The organism is Rhizorhabdus sp. P4_G5, from assembly GCF_056401065.1.
The window spans coordinates 79,349-94,442 of sequence record NZ_JBFUKB010000008.1 but is presented as its reverse complement, the minus strand read 5'-3'; the positions used below and the strand labels follow the sequence as shown (position 1 = coordinate 94,442).

The window sequence follows — 15,094 nt, the reverse complement described above, 5'->3', positions numbered from 1 at the left end:
GGCCCGAAAACGAAAACGGGCCGCCATTGCTGGCAGCCCGTATCGTTTGGAGCAGTTGCCCGGAGCGGCGTTGTCCAACGCCGCGCTCTCCGAGCCGCCGGGCATAGCCCGGCCTGATATCGCTCTTAGCGCTTCGAGAACTGGAAGCTCCGGCGTGCCTTGGCGCGGCCGTACTTCTTGCGCTCGACCGCGCGGCTGTCGCGGGTCAGGAAACCGGCGGCCTTGACGGGCGCGCGCAGGATGGGCTCGTACTTGGTCAGCGCCTGACTGATGCCGTGCTTGACCGCGCCGGCCTGGCCGGAAAGGCCACCGCCCTTGACGGTGCAGATTACGTCATACTGACCCTGACGCTCGGCGACACCGAACGGCTGGTTGATGACGAGACGCAGCGTCGGACGCGCGAAGTAGACTTCCTGGTCGCGGCCGTTGACCGTGATCTTGCCGGTGCCCGGCTTGATCCACACGCGGGCGACGGCGTCCTTGCGGCGGCCGGTGGCATAAGCGCGGCCCTGCGCGTCGATGATCTGCTCGCGCAGCGGCATCGTCGAGACGATCGGCGCCGGAGCGGCGGGGCCTTCGTCGGTCGTGTAGGCCGGAGCGGATTCGCCGGCGGCGACGGGCTCGACAGGCGCGCCCGTCAGCGAGGCGAGATCGGAAAGGGACTGGCGGTTATCGGACATTATGCGCCCACCTTGTTCTTGCGGTTCATCGACCCGATGTCGAGGACTTCGGGGTTCTGGGCTTCATGCGGATGCTCGGTGCCCTTGAAGATGCGCAGGTTGCGCATCTGCTGGCGGCCTAGCGGGCCGCGCGGGATCATGCGCTCGATCGCCTTTTCGAGCACGCGCTCGGGGAAGCGGCCCTCGAGGATCTTGTCCGCGTGGGCTTCCTTGATGCCGCCGGCATAGCCGGTGTGGCGATAATAGACTTTCTGGCTCAGCTTCTTGCCGGTGAAGCGAACCTTCTCGGCATTGATGATGATGACGTTGTCACCACAATCGATGAACGGCGTGTAGCTCGCCTTGTGCTTGCCACGCAGGATGTTGGCGATGATCGAAGCGGCGCGGCCGACGACCAGCCCTTCCGCGTCAACGATGTGCCACTTCTTTTCCACCGTATGCGGTGTCGCCACCTTGGTGGTCTTCATCAGCGCCTTCATGGGCTTGGACCTTCTTGTTTCACAAACGAATGACGCCGCCCGGCAAAGGACGGCGTTGACGGGGCGCTAATGCGCATGGGGGCCAAATAAGTCAAGCAAAATGGGCTTATTTTAATGAGGTATTATAATACCGTTAGGTGCCGTGAGGCTGTGCGCTGCCCATAGGAGCGACCCGAGCAGCAGCACCGCCACCGCCTGATGCGCGATGGCGACATGCAGGTCTACTCCGGTCATCAGCGTGGCGATGCCAAGGCCGATCTGAAGGACAATGAAGGTGGCGACAGCGTAAACCGGCCCCTTGGCGCCCTTGCTTCGGGCGGCGCCGGCAACGGCCAGGGCGGCGATGGCGGCGGCCCAGGCCCACCAGCGATGGACGAACTGCACCACGATTGGATTGTCGTAGAGGTTGGCGAAGCCGAGCGCCGGGTTCCATCCTCCCGAGGGAAACCAGTCCTCGCCCATCTTCGGCCAGCTCGCAAAGGCATAGCCGGCGCGCAGTCCGGCCACGAAAGCGCCCAACATGATCTGCACCGCCAGGATCAGCAGCGCGGCGAGGGCGAGGCCAGGGACCCGGGCCGGCCCGGCGCTGCCATCGCGGGCGAGGCGGCGAAGGTCGAGGACGGTCCACAGCAGCGCCGAGAAGATCAGGAGCGCCGCGAGGAGATGCGTGGCAAGCCGGATATGGCTGACTTCGGTCCGTGCCGACAGGCCGGAATAGACCATCCACCAACCGATCAGGCCCTGCAGTCCGCCGAGCGCGAAGATCGCGATCATCCGCCAGCCATAGCCGGCCGGGATGGCACGCTTCCACCACGCGGCGAGCATCACCAGCGCGAGGACGAAGCCGATCCCGCGGGCGAGCAGCCGGTGGAGATATTCCCAGAAGTAGATCGATTTGAACCCCTCCAGCGTCATGTGGAGGTTGAAGGCGGTATATTGCGGGATCGTCTTGTAATTCTCGAACTCGGCCTGCCATTCGGCCTTGTTCAGCGGCGGGACGATGCCGCGGATTGGCTTCCACTCGGTGATCGAAAGGCCCGACTCGGTCAGCCGGGTGATCCCGCCGACCACGACGATCGCGAACACCAGCGCCGCGACGAACAGCAGCCAGTTGGCGAGCGCGCGAGGGCGCGGGGAAGCGGCGGCGGGTCGGGACAGCAACGACATGCCCGCGCTCATGCGCCAGTGGAGCGGCTTCTTCAACGCCGTTGAGGAGGAAGTTGCTCTGGCATCCTCTTGCGCGGCTCCCTATCATGCCGCCATGCACGAACGCGTCGATCGGGAGAGGGAGCCGGGCAAGGCCGGCGGGATCACCAGACGCAAGCTGCTGGTCGGCGGCGGGGCTGCGGCGGGCCTGCTGGTGGGCTGGGCGGTGTGGCCGCGGCATTATGCTCCAAACCTGGTCGCGGCGCCCGGTGAGAGCGTCTTCAATGCTTTCCTCAAGATCGGTGCAGACGGACGGGTCGTCGTTGCGGTGCCGCAGGCGGAGATGGGGCAGGGCGTTTACACCGCGATGCCGCAGATCCTGGCGGATGAACTGGGCGCCGACTGGCGGACCGTCGGTGTGGAACCGGCGCCGATCAACCCGCTCTATGCCGATAGCATGCCGATCGACATGGAAGTCGAGCATCGCCTGCCTGGCTGGATGCAGGGGGTTGGCCACTGGGCGGCGCGCGAGATCGCTATGCGGCTCAACCTGACGATGACTGGCGCATCCTCCTCGATCCGTAACTTCGAAGGCCGATTGCGCGAGGCGGGAGCGGTCGCGCGCAGCCTGTTGTGCATGGCGGCCGCGGAGCGCTGGGGCATCGATTGGAAAGCTTGCGACACCGAGGCAGGCTTCGTCGTGCGCGGGAGCGACCGGCTTCGCTTCGGTGAACTGGCCCAGGCGGCCTCCCGGCTCTCGCCACCCGATCCGGTGACGCTGAGGACGGCGGCCGAGCGGACGCTGGTCGGCCAGCCGGTGCCTCGGCTGGACCTGCCGGCGAAGGTCGACGGGTCGGCCCAGTTCGGCGCGGATGTTCGCCTGCCCGGCATGGTCTATGCCTCCATCGCACATGGCCCCTATGGCGGCGCGCGTCCTGTCAAGATGACGACCGCCGATGCCGAGGCCACGCCGGGGGTGATGGCGGTGGTCACCAATCCAGGCTGGGTTGCCGTGGTCGGGACCAACTGGTGGGCTGCAGATCGCGGCCTGCAGGCGCTGGCCGTGGAGTTCGAGACAGCGGGACCGCGGCCGGACGACCGCACTGTCTCGCGGGCGCTGGCAGCGGCTCTCGATAGCAGCGACTTCAAGCGCTTCAGCGAGCGTGGCGATCCCGACGCGGCGCTCAGCGGACAAGGCGTGGTCAGTGCGAGCTATTCGGTGCCGATGCTGGCGCACGCGCCGATGGAGACGCTGACCGCCACGGCGCGTGTCAAGGATGGCGAACTCGAAATCTGGGCTCCATTGCAGGCCGTGCCGCTGACGCGTGCCGCGGTCGCGTCAGCCGTCGGCCTGGCCGAGCATCAGGTCATTATCTACCCTACGCTTGTCGGCGGCGGATTTGGCCGCAAGAGCGAAGTCGATGCCGCCGTCGAGGCTGCGATCATCGCGCGCAAGATCGGCAAGCCGGTCCAGCTGATCTGGCCTCGTCGCGAGGATATCCAGCACAGTCGCTTCCGCCCTCCCGCGCTGGCGCGGATGAAAGCGCGGGTGGGGCCAGGCGGTTCCATCGCAGCCTGGTCGGCCAAGATCGCGGCTCCATCGACGACATCGGAGATGGTCGACCGCTTGATGGGCAAGTCCGCCAAGCCAAGCTACGCTCCGGAGCGCGGCGCGATCACGGGTGCGGAGCCGCCCTATGCGATATCTGCGCTCGCCATCGACCACGCCGCGGTCACGACCGGGGTACCGACCGGCCTATGGCGGTCGGTCGCCAACAGCTATACCGCCTTCTTCACCGAGAGCTTCATCGACGAGCTGGCGCTGAGCGCCGGGCTCGATCCTCTTTCCTTCCGGATGCAGGCGCTGGGCCAGCAGCCCCGGCTTGCGCGCTGCCTGCAGATGGCGGCTTCGGTCGGGGCGTGGCAGGGCGGCGAGCCGGGCATCGGGCAGGGGCTGGCGGTACATAGTTGTTTCGGCAGCCATGTCGCGGTTCTCGCCGAGGCCAGGATCGAGGGCGACCAGATCAGGGTGTCGAGCATTACGGCGGTTGCCGATGTCGGCCGGGTGATCCATCCCGATATCGTCCGGCAGCAGATCGAGGGTGGCATCGTTTGGGGCCTCGGCAATGGGCTGGGCACCGCGATCTCTCTGCGCGATGGAAAGGTGGACGCGCAGAATTTCGATGGTCTCGGCCTTCCTTATCTCACCGACACGCCGGAAATACGCGTGAAGATCATCCCCTCGGATCTGCCGCCTGGTGGCGTCGGAGAGATCGCGGTGCCGCCGGTTGCACCCGCGATAGCCAACGCGGTCTTCGCGGCCACAGGCAAGCGTTTGCGCCACCTTCCGCTGAGGCTGTCCGACGCATGACCCCCTCTCCCGACCGGCATCCCGCGGTGCCGGCGCCGCGGATCGGCGTATTGATCGTCAACCTGGGCACGCCCGATGCCCCGACCGCTCCAGCGGTGCGCCGCTATCTCGCCCAGTTCCTGTCCGATAAGCGCGTCGTCGAGATTCCGTCGCTGCTCTGGCAGCCGATCCTGCGCGGTATCATCCTGAACGTCAGGCCGCGGAAGTCTGCGCATGCCTATGCCCAGATCTGGACCGAGGCCGGTTCGCCGCTGGCCGCGATAACGGCTCGGCAGGCGTCGGCGTTGCGCGAGAAATGGGGCGGCGAGGTGATCGTCGATCACGCGATGCGTTACGGCCGACCGGCAATTGCCGAGAGGATAGCGGCGCTGAAGGCGCAAGGCTGCGAGCGCATATTGCTCGCGCCGCTCTATCCGCAATATTGCGGCGCGACGACCGCGAGCGTCACCGACGCCGCCTTCGCTGCGATCGCGGCGATGCGCTGGCAACCCGCCTTGCGGATCCTGCCGCCCTATCATGGCCATCCGGTCTATATCGATGCGCTTGCGGCGTCGATTTCCGAGAGCCTCGCAGGCCTGGACTTCACGCCCGACGTCCTCGTGGCAAGCTTCCACGGCATGCCGCGCCGAACGCTCGAGCTCGGCGATCCCTATCATTGCCACTGCCAGAAAACTGCAAGACTGTTGGGCGAGGCTCTGGGACGCGATCTGGTGATCTCGTTCCAGTCTCGCTTCGGTCGAGCGCGCTGGCTGGAGCCTTCGACCGAGGCGACCTTCGCCCGACTGGGCGGCGAGGGGATCAAGCGGATCGCTGTCGTCGCGCCCGGCTTTGCAGCCGATTGCCTCGAGACGCTGGAAGAGCTCGCGATACGCGGGAGCGAGCAGTTTCGCGCTGCTGGAGGGGAGCGCTTCGCTTACCTGCCCTGCCTCAACGACAGTGCAGCCGGCGTCGCGATGCTGGAGCGGCTGATTGCCGCCGAACTCGAGGGCTGGCTGAAGGCGGGAAAATAGGCGCCAGCGAGCGACGATACCTATTATTCGCGGTTTCGTTTCGTTCCCTGACGTTCTAGCATCGGCTCGAATCTGAGGGAGAAACGTAATGGCGCGTGTGGCAATCGTTACCGGCGGAACCCGTGGTATTGGCGAGGCTATCAGCATGAAGCTGAGAGATGCCGGAATCTCGGTCGCCGCCAACTATGCCGGTAATGATGAGCGCGCCAAGGCTTTCACCGCGGCAACCGGCATCAAGAGCTACAAATGGGACGTCGCCGATCATCAGGCCTGCCTCAATGGCGTGGAGCAGGTCGAAGCTGAGCTCGGCCCCGTCGATATCCTCGTCAACAATGCCGGCATCACGCGCGACGGCATCATCCTGAAGATGACCTATGACGATTGGAAAGCGGTGATCGACACCAATCTCGGCGGTTGCTTCAATATGGCAAAAGCGACGTTCCCCGGCATGCGCGCGCGCGGCTGGGGCCGTATCGTCAATGTCGGTTCGGTGAACGGCCAGGCCGGCCAATATGGCCAGGTCAACTATGCCGCCGCCAAGTCGGGCATCCATGGGTTCACCAAGGCGCTGGCACAGGAAGGCGCCAAGGCGGGGGTGACGGTCAACGCGATCGCGCCTGGCTATATCGACACCGACATGGTCGCCGCAGTACCGCAGGACGTGCTCGCCAAGATCATTGCCAAAGTGCCGGTCGGCCGGCTCGGACAGGCGGAGGAGATCGCCCGCGGGGTGCTCTTCCTCTGTGCGGAGGATGCGGGCTTCGTCACGGGCTCGACGATGTCGCTCAACGGCGGCCAGCACATGTACTGAGGCGCCGGGGGTGGCAGGTCCGGTCAAGCGTTCGGTCAACATCGCCGGGCATGCCACTTCCATCACGCTGGAGCAGGTCTTCTGGGAGGCGCTCGTCCGCGCTGCTGCCGACGAAGCGTTGCCGCTGAATGCACTTGTGGCGCGGATCGACGCGGAACGGGTGGCGGACGAAGATCTGCCGAATCTTGCCAGCGCGATCAGGGTATGGCTTTTCCGCAGGGCGGCCCGGGTCGACTGAATCAGTAGAGCAGACGCCGGTACAGCCCACCATCTGCCAGCACTTCAAGCACCTCGTCGCCGAGAAACCGTGTCAGCGCGGCATGTACGTCATCGCCCATCGATCTGCTCCCGCAGACATAGATGGCGCTGCCCGCCAGCGCCCAGTCGAGCAACGGCGTTTTCGCGTCTTCGATCTGGTCGGTGACAAGCCGTTGTTCCTGGCCGTCGCCCGGAAAGACGAGATCGCAGCGCTCGAGGTGGCCGCTCGACACCCATTCGGCGATCTCGACCGCCAACACATGGTCATCGGCGCTATTGCGATCCCCGAAGATCAGCCAGTTGCGCGTGCCCGGGGGGCGGGATTTGATGTGCGCCCGCAAGCCCGCAAGCCCGGTGGCGTTGCCGACCAGGATCAGCGGCACCGCGTCGGCGGGCGGCAAGAAGTCGGGCTCCTCGCGCAGCATGAGCGCAACCTGCTGGCCGGTCTGAAGGTCCTCGCACAGCCAGCGCGACCGGCGGCCCGCGTTGGGACCATCGGCGGGGCACAGCCGTACCACCAGTTCGACCGCATTTTCGGCCGGAAGCGATCCGATCATATAGTCGCCTGCCAGCGCCGCGGCGGAGGCGGGGTGCTCGATGACTTCCGCAGCGGGCCCGCAATAGATGTGCGCGACGGCGCCGGCGCGCCATGTGGGCATGACCTCCTCGGGCACCAGTCGCAGACGGTACAGCGGACCGCCGGCCGACCCGGAATTGGCCAGGTTGCGCTCGATCAAGCGCCATGGCGCATAGAGGGGATGATCCTGGCGAGGTTCCGCGGGCGCGGGCGCCACTGAGGGCGCGGCGGCCATCGGGTGCAGCGGCGGCGGTGATGGTGATACGCGCCGGGGCTCGGGCGGCKCGAAGCCGCCCCTGCCGCGCGTCCGCCGTACCAGTATCGCCAGCAGGATCGCGAACAGGAGGATCGCAATGCTCGCCATGGCGAGCATGATGTAGTTGAAGCTGCTCAACGGCTAGCCCGCCGGTGCCGTCCGAACGGCATCGGCTTCATGGTGCATGTGGGAAAAGGACATGCGAAGCCGTTCCCCTTTACAGTCACGCACATCGGCCGTTGCCTCCCGTCAGCCGCAGGCGAGGGGAATGGCCGCGGATGATGGCCGACCTCCGCGCGATGGCCGGCAAATGATCCGAAGCGTCCCCTGCGCTCCCACAATAAGCGTGCAATACGCGGCGTGACAATGACTTAAGCTGTTCAGGCACGCCATGGCATGTGCGCGTGCCGAAAATACTTGTATGTGTCGGATCAGCCGGCTTCGTTCCGGATGGGATATGGTGTTCCGGGGAGGGGCTGGGATGATGTTCGACGGCGACATCACCGCACTGCTGGAATGGGAGGCGCTCGGGGGCTCCCCGCTGCTTGGTTGTTCCCGCTTGCTGGCTCATCCGCGCTTTCAGGCTGCGGCGCGTGCCTTGGCCAAGAACATGCTCGACATCTGCGTCGACAACGGCCTGCGCGGAATTTTCAAGGATGCCGGCCGCTATGTCGCTGCCATGTGGGCACTATACCTGCACGGCGCCGGGGAACTCACCTTGCCTGCCTTGAAGCGGATATGTCTGAGATCTGGCCTCCTCAGTCCGGGAAGGGCGCGATCGGTGCTGCTCTACCTGCTGCATCTCCGCTATATCGAACCAGCAAAGGACCAGAGCCGGTGCGGAGCGGTCCGCTACGTCCCGACGGCCAGCTTCCACAGCGCCTGGGCCAGCCACCTGCGCGCGGCGGTATCGGCTGCAGCGATCATCGAGCCGGGGGCGAAGCACGTCCTCGACGCCTTGGATCGGCCAGAGGTCATCGACACCCTGAACCGCATCCAGAGCGAAGGCCTGCTCGGGGCATCGCGCGCCAGTCAGCAGGATTCTCCTTATTTCCGGATATTCATGCATCGCCATGCGGGGTCGCAAATTGCTTGGATGCTGATGACCAGCCCGCACGGCGCGACCGATTTTCCGCCACGTGAGCCGGTGTCTCTCCCCGTGGCATCGATTGCCCGCCGCTTCGAAATCTCGCGCGTCCACGTGCGTCGGTTGTTCGACGATGCGCGGGCCGAAGGGCTGATAGAAGCCGATGAACGCGGTGCAATATGTTTCACCGACGGTGCCGGCGCGTTCATCCGCCATATCTACGCTGCGCAGTTGGTCCAACTGCTCGCCTCGACCGCGGGAACCCTTCGCGCGCGGCCGGAGCTTCATTCTCAAGGCGTGCCAACATGAGGTGAAGCCGCTTTCGCGATCGTTTGATCCAGACTGGCGTTGATCAAAAATGTACAGTTGTCACGCAGGGGCCCGCGCCTAGTCTGATCCGTAACGAACGTTCTGGCTTCCCCCTGCAGCCGGTCGATCGTTGACGATCGTGCGGCGAAGGCGCACCCTGAAACTATTCGATGCGAGCGCACTGCCGCTGCAGAGGCGCAAGCTTCCGTTGCTTTGCTGATTATCCACCAATCGATGGAGTAAGCACATGCGCACCTTGCCTTTGATGTTCGCCGCCCTCGCCTTGGCGGCAGCCGTTCCCGCCATGGCCGCCGCCGACGAGAATGCTCCATCCTTCCAGAATGGAAGCGTGTGGGACTTCGGCCAGATCAAGACCGTGGATGGCCATTTCGACGACTATATGAGTTGGCTCTCGACATCGTGGAAACCGCAGCAGGAGGCGCTCAAGAAAGCGGGCTATATCCTGTCTTACAAGGTGCTGCTCGTCACCGATCCGCGCAAGGATGAGCCCGACATCCTCCTCCTCACCGAATATGCCAACATGGCTGCCTTCGACCGATCGACGGCCGAGGTCTACGCGACCATGGCCAAGGTCAACGGCCCGCTGCCCCAGGCTTCGCAGCAGCAGGCGGCCCGCGCCGCGATCCGCACCATTCTTGGCGACATGATGACGCGCGAGGCGATCCTGAAATAGGGGCGCATCCGGGAAGGCATGGCGGTGGCTTTGATCCGAAGGCCGGCGCCCCGTCGTCTCAGGTCAGGAACGAGACGAGGCGGTCGGGGTGGATCGGTAGTCCATCATATCCGGCAACGAGGAACAACAGTCCGAACCCGGCGGCTGCCCAGCTGATGCCGAGCACCGCCATGCTTTCCACCAGGGCGGCGATCGCCGCAACCGCCACGGCGATCGAGAGAAAGCCATCCGACAGGTCGAATTGATCGTCGCGATAGCCCAGCCGGTCATAATTGGCCTGTGCCTCGATCGCCTGGCGCTTGAGCATGGCTGACTCGTCCTCATGACGTCTCGACGATGCCGCCGCATCGAGCGCGGCCTGCCGGGCCGTTCGGGCGGAAAACTGACCGAGCAACGCGGCGGCGATGCCCTGGTCGTGCGCCTTGATGCGCGTCGCCTGATATTCGTCCCATCGATCGATCTTGTCAGCCTGCGCGGCCTGCATGGCCTGGACGATATTGTCATCCTTGATCTTGCCCACCGCCATCGCAACCGACAGCAGCACGACAGTGATCGCTACCAGGCGGTTGAGGCGGCGATCATTGCCTTCCGCCAGTTCTGTAGCATCGCTCATAGGCTGACCTTCTTACCCGTGCCGCGGCGAAACGGAATAGCGACGTTCACCGCATCAGCAGTGTGCGCGCCTGCGCGGCGATCTGGGCGAGCATGGCGGCGGTCGGCGCGGCAGCCGAGCGGGCGCGGGCGACGGTTTGGCGGAATTGCCCTGCGCGTGCCTGCTGCGCCTCCAGCCACTTGCTGACGGCCGCGGCCGGGCCGTTCTTGCCTCGGCGGGCCAGGAAGTCGAGACGGATCTGTCCGAACTCGCGGGTAAGCCCGGCAACCAGCAGGCGCTCCCAAGCGTCGGCGCTGCGGAACCGCGCCGCCGCCGCCTTCGCCCAGTCGAGTCCGAGCGCTTCACCCAGCACGACATAGGCGCGGGTTACGTCCACCTCGTCAGCCGAAAGTTCGCTCGCCAGCGCGGCCGTGCCGATCGCCCCGTCGAGCTCGGCGAGCCGGACCACGGCTTCGACCAGCGACGCGTCGACGCCCTCGGCGGCGATCCGCTGGCGCAGCATATCGGACTGCTGGCGCGCCTCGGTCTTGATCAGTTCGCCGCGCGCCTTGTCCAGCCTGGTGAGGCCAGGGCGGAGCATCGCCACCATCGTGCCGATGTCTGTGTCCGGGGCGATGCTGCGAAGCAGGTCGGCTACGTGGGACCGGCCGATCTCGGCGAGGCTGTCGAGCAGGGTGAGCCGCGCCTGCTCGCCGATGACGGCGCGCTCGATCCGTTCGAACAGCGGCTCGAGATCGAACAGCGTATCGACGGTCACATAGGTCGCTGCCACCTGCGCGAGCGAGCAGCCCTCCTCCTCCGCCATCTCGAAGGGGGCGACGATGCCGAGACGGTTGATGACCCGGTTCGCCATCTTGGTGGCGATGATCTGCGGACGCAGCCGGTGGGCATCGATCGCATCGCGGTAATCCTTGCGCATTGCCGGGGGGAAGGCGGCGTGCAGCAGCGGCGCCAGCATCGGATCGGCGTTGCGGTCGCTGCTTTCGATCGCATCCTGCAAAGCCAGCTTGCCGTGCGACAGCACCACCGCCAGCTCCGGCCGGGTGAGGCCGCGATGGTCCTGCGCCCGCCGCAGCAGCATGTCGTTGCTGTCGAAGCCGTCCACGCCGCGATTGATCCGGCCCGTGGCCTCCAGAATCTCGACGACGCGAAGCTGGGATGGCAATGCGTCGGCACCGCCGCGTTCGGCAAGTGACAGCGCGAGCGTCTGGAGACGGTTATCCTCCAGCACGATATGGGCAACATCGGCGGTCATCCGTTCCAGCAGATCGTTGCGCTGATCGAAGCCGAGCCGGCCTTCCAGCATCTCGCGATTGAGCGCGATCTTGATGTTGACCTCGTTGTCGGAGCAGTCGACCCCAGCCGAATTGTCGATGAAGTCGGTGTTGATCCGCCCGCCCTTGAGCGCGAAGGCGATGCGGCCGGCCTGGGTCGCGCCCAGGTTGGCGCCTTCACCGATCACCTTGGCCCGTATGTCTTCGCCATCGACCCGGTGCGCCTCGTTGGCGCGATCGCCGACCTCGGCGTTGGTCTCGGACTTCGCCTTCACATAGGTGCCGATGCCGCCGAACCACAGCAGGTCGACCGGGCTTTTCAGGATCGCCGCGAGCAAGGCGGAGGGGTCGAGCACGTCCTCCTTGATATCGAGTGCGGCCTTCACCTGCGCCGAAATCGGGATTTCCTTCTGGTCGCGCGGGAATATGCCGCCACCTTTGGAGATCAGCCTGGCGTCATAATCCGCCCAGCTGGACTGCGGCAGCGCAAACAGCCGCGTGCGTTCGGCATGGCTTTTCGCCGGGTCGGGATCGGGATCGAGGAAGATGTGTCGATGGTCGAAGGCCGCAATCACCTTTAGCGTCTTCGACAGCAGCATGCCGTTGCCGAACACATCGCCCGACATGTCGCCGCATCCGGCGACGCGGACGATATCATTCTGCACGTCGACGCCCATTTCCGCGAAGTGCCGCTGTACGGAGACCCAGGCGCCGCGCGCGGTTATGCCCATCGCCTTATGGTCGTAGCCGTGGCTCCCGCCGCTGGCGAAGGCATCGCCGAGCCAGAAGCCGCGTTCGATCGCAATGGCATTGGCGACGTCGGAGAAGCTCGCGGTACCCTTGTCGGCGGCGACCACGAAATAGGGATCGTCGCCATCGCGGATGACGACCTTGGCCGGATGCACGACCTTGTCCTCGACGATGTTGTCGGTGACCGACAGCAGCGCCCGGATGAAGATCCGGTAGCTCTCCGTGCCTTCCGCAAGCCAGGCGTCGCGGTCGCCGGGCGGCGGGAGCTGCTTGGGATAGAATCCGCCCTTGGCCCCGGTCGGCACGATAACGGCGTTCTTGACGACCTGTGCCTTCATCAGCCCGAGCACTTCGGTGCGGAAATCGTCGCGCCGGTCCGACCAGCGCAGGCCGCCGCGCGCGATCGGCCCGCCGCGCAGATGGATGCCCTCGACCCGCGGCGAATACACCCAGATCTCTCGCCACGGCAACGGCGCGGGGAGGCCGGGTATGCCGCTGGAGTCGATCTTGAACGCGAGCGCTTCCGCGGCCGCTGGCGAGAAGGCGTTGGTGCGCAGGGTCGCGCGGACGACGGCGCGATATCGGCGCAGCATGCGATCGTCGTCGATCGCGCTGACTTTCTTGAGCCCAGCCTCTATTTCACCGTTGATGCGATCGGCCTCACCCTTGTCGCGGCGCGACGGATGATGGAGCGCGCGGAAATAGGCGATGATGCTTCGCGCCACGTCGGGCGCCTTCTTGAGGGCCTCGACGGCCGTGCCGAGGCCATAGGCGAAGCCGGTCTGCCGCAGATAGCGAAACCAGGCTCGGAACAGCACCGCTTCGTCGGGAGAAAGGCCGACCGTGACGATCAGCTCGTTGAACAGGTCGTTCTCGGCGCGGCCTTCGAGGGTTGCCGCGATCGCCGCCTCGGCGATGGCGCTGCGCTCCAGCAGCCGGGCGGCCGTCTCGGCATCGGCGAGATCCACGCGGAACTCGTGGATGAAATCGGTCCGGCCACCTTCGAGCGCCGTGGGGATCTCCTCCAGAACCCGGAAGCCGAAATTCTCGAGCACGGGCACCGCCTCGGAGAGCGCGATCAACCCTCCGCGCCGGTAGATTTTGAGCCGCAGCCGGTTCTCGGGATCCTTGTCGCTGCGATAGAGGCGGCAATTGCGCGCTTCGCCATCGGCCAGCGCCGCCAGCCGCAGGATATCGCTGGCGGCTTCGGCGGGGCTCGAGTGGGTGCGATAGGCGCTTGGAAAGGTTGCGGCATAATCGATCGCAAGCCGCACCGCCCGGCTGTGCGGCTCGATTTCGGCCAGCCGCGCCTCGACCGCGGGTTCCCAGCCGCGCAGCATCTCGGTCAGCCGCGCGTCGAGTGGCGCGCTTTCGGGATCCTCCGCGCCGGCCGGCAGATCGAGCATGTAGCGAAGCTGGGCGATATCGCCTTCGCCCAGGTGCAGCGACCAGTTGGACAGAGTCGCGCCCGACGCTTCGGTCAGCATCTCGCTGATGGCGACGCGGCGTCCCGTCGTCAGCAGCTCGCGCGGCAGCCAGACGATCGCGATGAGATGCTCGCCCAGGGTGGAGCGTGCGATCTCCAGGCGAGGGCGCGGCCGGTCGATCAGCGACATCGCGGTCAGCGCAACCCGCTCGAGCGCCTCGGCGGGCAAGGTGAGCATCAGGTCGGCCGGGAGTTCCGTCAAGGCGTGGTGGAGCGACTTGCCGGCATGGCCTTTCGGATCGAAGCCAAGCCGTTCCTCGATCGCGGCGAGGCGGGTCCGCAGCAGCGGGATCTCGGTGGTGGGCGCGCGCAGCGCGGCGCTGGTCCACAAGGCGGCGTGGATGGAGAGCGCGATCACCTCCTTGCCGCGGCGCACCGGCACGACGATGAGATCGAGCGGTGAGCGGCGATGAACGGTGGAACGGCAGTCGCTCTTGACCAGCAACGGCGCAACGCCGCCCTGCTCGAACCAGGCGAGGGCCGCCTTCGCCGTCTGGTCGCGCCAAAGCCTGCGATCGGCAACGCGCAATATGCCCAGCTTGTCGCGAGCTTCGCCCTTCGCCGGCGCGACGATATGGCCCAGCAGCGTGAGGTTCGCGTCGAGCATCCAGCGCAGCAGCGCCGCGCCTTCGCCATCGGGCAGCGCTTCGGCATCGTCGCGCATCGCCACCTGCATCTGCGGCCAGTCGCGCACCGCGGCGCGGACGTCAGCCAGCACCGCGGCGATGGCCTGGGCAAGCTCCTGGCGTTCGCGCGCGTCGACGCGCTCGGCCTCGAGATAGATCAGCGATTCCCGGCGCTCGCCGGTCGACCCCTGCGGCAGCACCGCCGACAGATGGCCGTCCTCGTCGCGGCGGATCGCGGCGACCGGGTGGAGCAGCCGGCGTATCTCGATGCCCTGGGCGGCGAGGGTGGCGGCGACCGAGTCGACGAGGAACGGCATGTCGTCATTGACCACCGCGATCCGCATCAGCCGATGCCCGTCGCTATTGCCGGCGATGGTCTGGATGGCGATGGCCGGGTGCCCCGGCTGGCGCCGCAAGGCGGTCTGGGCGAGATAGGCGGCCGCCTGGGCGAGTTGCGCGCCGTCGAGATCCGCGACCTCGCCGGGCAGCGCGCCCGCGGTCAGCGCCTGTTGAAAGATGCCGGTGAAGTCAGTCTTGTCCGCTGCCGCGCGCACCGTCGTCTTGCCGTCCATGAAGCACCGCTCCTGCTTCCCCCGTCCCGGCTCGGGCCGGGTTGTCTCGATGGGGATAACGGCCCGATATGGACCCGCGGCATGACGGCCACAAG

General features: G+C 66.2%; 12 protein-coding genes. 6 read left to right on the top strand and 6 right to left on the bottom strand.

Annotated features, from left to right (window positions below):
- Positions 1–125: 125 nt before the first annotated feature.
- The 3 genes from rpsI to AC1DQK_RS15050 all read right to left on the bottom strand — a co-directional run bounded on the left by rpsI (position 126) and on the right by AC1DQK_RS15050 (position 2,338).
- On the bottom strand, positions 126–680 hold the full coding sequence (gene rpsI, locus AC1DQK_RS15060) for a 30S ribosomal protein S9 (protein ID WP_477871927.1): 555 nt from the start codon (positions 678–680) through the stop codon (positions 126–128).
- Entirely contained in the window at positions 680–1,159 is a 480-nt protein-coding gene (gene rplM, locus AC1DQK_RS15055) for a 50S ribosomal protein L13 (protein WP_477871925.1), read from the bottom strand. The genes rpsI and rplM overlap by 1 nt, the downstream gene beginning before the upstream one ends.
- Positions 1,160–1,270: 111 nt before the next feature.
- The gene (locus tag AC1DQK_RS15050; protein WP_477871923.1) at positions 1,271–2,338 is read right to left on the bottom strand and encodes a COX15/CtaA family protein; all 1,068 of its coding nucleotides are present in this window, start codon (positions 2,336–2,338) and stop codon (positions 1,271–1,273) included.
- Between the two features lie 82 nt (positions 2,339–2,420).
- Between AC1DQK_RS15050 and AC1DQK_RS15045 the strand changes: the two genes are divergently transcribed.
- From AC1DQK_RS15045 to AC1DQK_RS15030, 4 genes are all read left to right on the top strand, one after another.
- Positions 2,421–4,676, top strand: coding sequence for a xanthine dehydrogenase family protein molybdopterin-binding subunit (locus AC1DQK_RS15045; protein WP_477872134.1), 2,256 nt, complete (start codon positions 2,421–2,423; stop codon positions 4,674–4,676).
- Positions 4,673–5,686: a ferrochelatase gene (gene hemH / locus AC1DQK_RS15040; protein WP_477871921.1), complete on the top strand. Its 1,014-nt coding sequence runs from the start codon at positions 4,673–4,675 to the stop codon at positions 5,684–5,686. Before AC1DQK_RS15045 ends, hemH begins: the two co-directional genes overlap by 4 nt.
- Before the next feature lie 88 nt (positions 5,687–5,774).
- Positions 5,775–6,497: an acetoacetyl-CoA reductase gene (phbB, locus tag AC1DQK_RS15035; RefSeq protein WP_477871919.1), complete on the top strand. Its 723-nt coding sequence runs from the start codon at positions 5,775–5,777 to the stop codon at positions 6,495–6,497.
- A 10-nt stretch (positions 6,498–6,507) separates the two neighbouring features.
- Entirely contained in the window at positions 6,508–6,735 is a 228-nt protein-coding gene (locus AC1DQK_RS15030; protein WP_477871917.1) for a ribbon-helix-helix domain-containing protein, read from the top strand.
- Position 6,736: 1 nt separating this feature from the next.
- Here AC1DQK_RS15030 and AC1DQK_RS15025 read toward each other — a convergent pair whose 3' ends face one another.
- Positions 6,737–7,726 (bottom strand): ferredoxin reductase domain-containing protein, encoded by a 990-nt coding sequence (locus AC1DQK_RS15025; RefSeq protein WP_477871915.1) that lies wholly within the window; start codon positions 7,724–7,726, stop codon positions 6,737–6,739.
- Between the two features lie 343 nt (positions 7,727–8,069).
- Between AC1DQK_RS15025 and AC1DQK_RS15020 the strand changes: the two genes are divergently transcribed.
- Positions 8,070–8,984, top strand: a complete 915-nt coding sequence (locus AC1DQK_RS15020; protein WP_477871913.1) for a hypothetical protein — start codon at positions 8,070–8,072, stop codon at positions 8,982–8,984.
- Between the two features lie 247 nt (positions 8,985–9,231).
- A complete protein-coding gene (locus tag AC1DQK_RS15015) occupies positions 9,232–9,678 on the top strand; it encodes a hypothetical protein (RefSeq protein ID WP_477871911.1) in 447 nt (148 codons plus the stop codon).
- 58 nt (positions 9,679–9,736) lie between these two features.
- Here the strand turns inward: AC1DQK_RS15015 and AC1DQK_RS15010 are convergent, their stop codons facing one another.
- Positions 9,737–10,291, bottom strand: coding sequence for a DUF4337 family protein (locus AC1DQK_RS15010; RefSeq protein WP_477871909.1), 555 nt, complete (start codon positions 10,289–10,291; stop codon positions 9,737–9,739).
- A gap of 46 nt (positions 10,292–10,337) precedes the next feature.
- On the bottom strand, positions 10,338–14,999 hold the full coding sequence (locus AC1DQK_RS15005) for an NAD-glutamate dehydrogenase (protein WP_477871907.1): 4,662 nt from the start codon (positions 14,997–14,999) through the stop codon (positions 10,338–10,340).
- Positions 15,000–15,094: the final 95 nt, after the last annotated feature.

Coding starts and splice junctions, on each gene's coding strand:
- rpsI (WP_477871927.1), bottom strand. CDS start 680: ATGTCCGATAACCGCCAGTCCCTTTCCGATCTCGCCTCGCTGACGGGC.
- rplM (WP_477871925.1), bottom strand. CDS start 1,159: ATGAAGGCGCTGATGAAGACCACCAAGGTGGCGACACCGCATACGGTG.
- AC1DQK_RS15050 (WP_477871923.1), bottom strand. CDS start 2,338: ATGAGCGCGGGCATGTCGTTGCTGTCCCGACCCGCCGCCGCTTCCCCG.
- AC1DQK_RS15045 (WP_477872134.1), top strand. CDS start 2,421: ATGCACGAACGCGTCGATCGGGAGAGGGAGCCGGGCAAGGCCGGCGGG.
- hemH (WP_477871921.1), top strand. CDS start 4,673: ATGACCCCCTCTCCCGACCGGCATCCCGCGGTGCCGGCGCCGCGGATC.
- phbB (WP_477871919.1), top strand. CDS start 5,775: ATGGCGCGTGTGGCAATCGTTACCGGCGGAACCCGTGGTATTGGCGAG.
- AC1DQK_RS15020 (WP_477871913.1), top strand. CDS start 8,070: ATGATGTTCGACGGCGACATCACCGCACTGCTGGAATGGGAGGCGCTC.
- AC1DQK_RS15015 (WP_477871911.1), top strand. CDS start 9,232: ATGCGCACCTTGCCTTTGATGTTCGCCGCCCTCGCCTTGGCGGCAGCC.
- AC1DQK_RS15010 (WP_477871909.1), bottom strand. CDS start 10,291: ATGAGCGATGCTACAGAACTGGCGGAAGGCAATGATCGCCGCCTCAAC.
- AC1DQK_RS15005 (WP_477871907.1), bottom strand. CDS start 14,999: ATGGACGGCAAGACGACGGTGCGCGCGGCAGCGGACAAGACTGACTTC.